This window comes from Bacillus sp. SIMBA_008 (assembly GCF_046535495.1).
GTDB classification, from domain to species: Bacteria; Bacillota; Bacilli; order Bacillales; family Bacillaceae; genus Bacillus; species Bacillus subtilis.
Map to the genome: position 1 here is coordinate 1 of NZ_JAWRWL010000796.1, position 256 is coordinate 256.

Genomic DNA, 256 nt, shown 5'->3' on the forward strand with positions numbered 1-256 from the left:
TTTTCCCTTTTTCAAGCATTTGAGATGCTTTTTTAGCATTTTTACCGAAAATTTTAGATACATTATTTATCTTGATTTTGATAGTTCTCTCTTCAGAATTCATATTTTCCCTCCAAATTAGCATCTTAATAACCGTAACATAAGCGTTATGATGCGAACAATCTTTAGAATTCGCTTATTTCCGCACAATATGTATGAATTCCATATAAGAGGTCTGGTGATTAGAGTTTATACGCCGTATTACTCGTAAATCCTA

The 256-nt window shown here is 31.2% G+C and carries 1 protein-coding gene; it reads right to left on the minus strand.

Annotated elements, in window-relative coordinates; translation table 11 throughout:
• The coding region (locus SB658_RS25500; protein WP_410603231.1) for a hypothetical protein at positions 1-103 on the minus strand (103 nt) is incomplete at its 3' end.
• Between the last annotated feature and the right edge of the window lie 153 nt (positions 104-256).